Annotated in this window: 4 protein-coding genes; all 4 read right to left on the bottom strand. The window is 60.8% G+C overall.

Annotated features, from left to right (window positions below):
- Nucleotides 1–125: 125 nt before the first annotated feature.
- The 4 genes from ACVOLZ_RS22220 to ACVOLZ_RS22205 all read right to left on the bottom strand — a co-directional run bounded on the left by ACVOLZ_RS22220 (nucleotide 126) and on the right by ACVOLZ_RS22205 (nucleotide 2,619).
- A complete protein-coding gene (locus ACVOLZ_RS22220) occupies nucleotides 126–374 on the bottom strand; it encodes a hypothetical protein (RefSeq protein ID WP_481518028.1) in 249 nt (82 codons plus the stop codon).
- A gap of 6 nt (nucleotides 375–380) precedes the next feature.
- Nucleotides 381–782, bottom strand: coding sequence for an OsmC family protein (locus tag ACVOLZ_RS22215; protein ID WP_481518027.1), 402 nt, complete (start codon nucleotides 780–782; stop codon nucleotides 381–383).
- 104 nt (nucleotides 783–886) lie between these two features.
- Nucleotides 887–2,275 (bottom strand): DUF2867 domain-containing protein, encoded by a 1,389-nt coding sequence (locus ACVOLZ_RS22210; protein WP_481518026.1) that lies wholly within the window; start codon nucleotides 2,273–2,275, stop codon nucleotides 887–889.
- A gap of 17 nt (nucleotides 2,276–2,292) precedes the next feature.
- On the bottom strand, nucleotides 2,293–2,619 hold the full coding sequence (locus ACVOLZ_RS22205; protein ID WP_313169299.1) for a metalloregulator ArsR/SmtB family transcription factor: 327 nt from the start codon (nucleotides 2,617–2,619) through the stop codon (nucleotides 2,293–2,295).
- Nucleotides 2,620–2,873: the final 254 nt, after the last annotated feature.

Below are 2,873 nucleotides of genomic sequence, written 5' to 3'. Positions count from 1 at the left end.
TGCTTTGGGATTCTCCGGTGTTTTTTGTTTTTCTTCCTTCCTCTTCGTGCCATTAGTTTTCATACAAATTCGTTAGTTTTCCGTGTACCCCCCCGCTCCTACAAACAATCCACCCACATCAAGCATCAACCGTGCAGATGCAGCTCCGGAATGCGCTTCTCATGCGCGGCAAACAGGTCCTGGAACTCTTCCTCGTTGAACTCATCGGGCAGATAGACCGCAACCTGGCTGCTGACGCCATTGGCATCCACGCGCTCGCGCGGCCCAGCCCGCAAAGACACTTCACGATCCTTGAAAGTAGTGACCCATGGGGTCTCATCCCACTGCGTCACTTCAGCGTTGACTTCATCCCAGATAACAACAATCGTAAACATGGCGTCTCAACTCTTCAGGGTGCGGTGTTCGCTGGTGATGGTCGCACCTTCGCCCATCACTTTCGTGACCGGTGTGCGGGTGGCTACATCCAGTAGTCGTTCCCATTGTTCGTCGGTCAACGCGCCGGTAGCGGAAAGAATGCGGTGCACCTGCAGCTTACCGGCTTCATCGCGGCTGGATGTGAGATCGGCGTTGAACTCACCCAGCTCCCAGCCCTTCTTCTCTGCATACATCCGCAAGGTAATCGCAGTGCAGGCTGCCAGCGATGCCAGATACAGATCGAACGGCGCCATGCCCGCATCCTGCCCACCCAGCCGGGCTGGCTCATCGGCAACAAGCTGGTGGACGCCGTTGCTGATGCGATGGGCGTAGTTGTTTTCCGTTGATTCAATGGTGACGTGGGCCATGGCAGCCTCCTTCAGGACGAGCCGTCAAACTACTGCGATACAGACTGCTCCGGTAGTCACCGTTTATTGCCTGCATCGTCCCATCGGCTGAACGATGCCATCGTTTACACCGTCACGATGGCTGCCGTGCCAGCGTGATGGGCAACTGCGGCATCCTCAAGCAGGCAATTGACCGCGGTATTCAGCATCTTCGGCGCGATGAAATGGCGATGGATCGGGTCTACTGCTGCCATGTACAGATGCCCGAAGGGGTTGCGGCAATGCACGCGGGTGGAAAGGCTGAAAGTGATCAGCTCGCCATCGCGCTGCACCGCGACGCTGGAACGGAATTGCAGATGGCGATCATCGGCACCGAGCAGCACCTGCGCCGAGTTGGCGCTGATGGAAGAGGCCAGCACCGGGAAACGTTGGGCAAAACGTTCGGTTGGCGCAGCGCTCAATAGCGACGACACCGGGCAACCCAAGGACGAGGTGCGCAGTCGCAACGGCCGCGCCAATAGATTCCGCAGCCGCATCAGGCCGCTGACGCTGCCGGCGGGTTGCTGGATAAAGGCGGTGAGCAAGGCTGCCAGCAATTGTTCCGGATTGCTGCCGGCAAGCCAGTGTTGAGCGATCTGGATCTCCACGTGATCCTGATGGTGGTGACGCGGCAGTTGCTTGGCCAGCAGCGAGTTCAGCGGCAGCTGATGGCTGCTGTGTGTTTGCAGGGCGGGCAGTCGGTGCGAACGGGCACCGCTGCGTGGGCGGAGTTGCACCAGCAACTGGCGCACCTGCCCGGCGTGACGACGCAGATGCGCACAGGCCCAGGCTTGCCGAGGCAGCGGGTCGAAGCTGAGTACGCTGGTCCACACCTGCGCCTGTTGTGTGTGCTGCTGCAGTACTGCTGGCATCAGTTCAGTGAGGCTGGCGAGGTCGGCTTGGCCGCGCATGACCTGTGCTTGTTGTGCGGGATCCAGTGCGCCAGCGGTCTCATCGGGATGGCAGGAAACCGCGAACAGGGCCGGATGTTTTCCATTGCCGCGCAAGGGCTCAAACTGGTGCCAGGTGTTGGCGGCCATGCGCACCGAGAACAGGCAATCGGCGGGAATTTCGACGTGGCGCAGGGCTCGCTGGATATCCATCGACGTATCGCAGGCCGAACCGGCGGCGATGAAACGCAGACGCGCGCCGCCGCTGCCGCTGATCGCGGTGAACACGCGCGGTGCAGCATGACGATGGAAGGGGTGACCATTGCGCCCCACCGAGAATGTGTAGAGCGCGGCGTTGTCGCCGGCTGCGAGGTTGGGTGCTGAAAGCCGTGCCGAAGGTTCGTCCAGCGCATCGTTGAAATGCGCATGGTTGGCTTGGCGTGCACCTGCCGCTTTTGCAATGGCGTCGCCAGCGCCAACATCGAGCTGGGTCAGTAGTGTGACTTCCGCGGCACGGCTGCCATCACTGGCATTGATCGAGACATGCGGAAAGCTGCTTTCGTTGGGAGTGCGACTGCGTTCCATGCGATGCCTCGTGGTAGTCAGCTGGCGGGTTTTGCCTTGGTCTTGGCGTTGCGACGTGATTCGCGCTGCAGCGGCCCGGCCGTTGGGCAGACCTCGAAGGCAAAGCGACTCAAGGTGTTGACCATGTTGTCGGGAGTGAGGCGGTAGAAAACGAACTGGCCGCGGCGCTCGCTGGTGACCAGCCCGGCGGCGGTGAGAACCGATAGGTGGCGCGAGATGGCCGGCGCGCTCATCTCGAAACGCTGGCCAATTTCGCCTGCGGTGAGTTCCTGCGCCGACAGATAGGCCAGGATCTCCCGGCGCGGGCGCGAGGCAAGGGCTTCGAAGATCTGATCGGCGGGCATTTGTAATCAATTAACTAATTCGTTAATTAATTAAGCGCCTGATTGCCGGGGTATGTCAAGCACCCGCACTAGCTGTAGTGCCGAGCCATGCTCGGCAGGGGCGTTCCCAACCAAACCAACAGACACAGATGTAGTGCCGAGCCATGCTCGGCAGGGGCGTTCCCAATCAAACCAACAGACACAGATGTAGTGGGCCGGCAGGGGGGGGGCTGGGGGGGAGCCGGCAATGCAGAGGCGCCGCAGGCGCGGGCGCA

Source organism: Stenotrophomonas sp. STEN020 (genome assembly GCF_056760195.1).
Note: the sequence above shows the minus strand (reverse complement) of the source record. Positions and strands in the feature narration are given on the sequence as shown.

Bases quoted from the DNA above. Each gene is read 5' to 3' on its own strand.
- ACVOLZ_RS22215 (WP_481518027.1), bottom strand. From the start codon at position 782: ATGGCCCACGTCACCATTGAATCAACGGAAAACAACTACGCCCATCGC.
- ACVOLZ_RS22220 (WP_481518028.1), bottom strand. From the start codon at position 374: ATGTTTACGATTGTTGTTATCTGGGATGAAGTCAACGCTGAAGTGACG.
- ACVOLZ_RS22210 (WP_481518026.1), bottom strand. From the start codon at position 2,275: ATGGAACGCAGTCGCACTCCCAACGAAAGCAGCTTTCCGCATGTCTCG.
- ACVOLZ_RS22205 (WP_313169299.1), bottom strand. From the start codon at position 2,619: ATGCCCGCCGATCAGATCTTCGAAGCCCTTGCCTCGCGCCCGCGCCGG.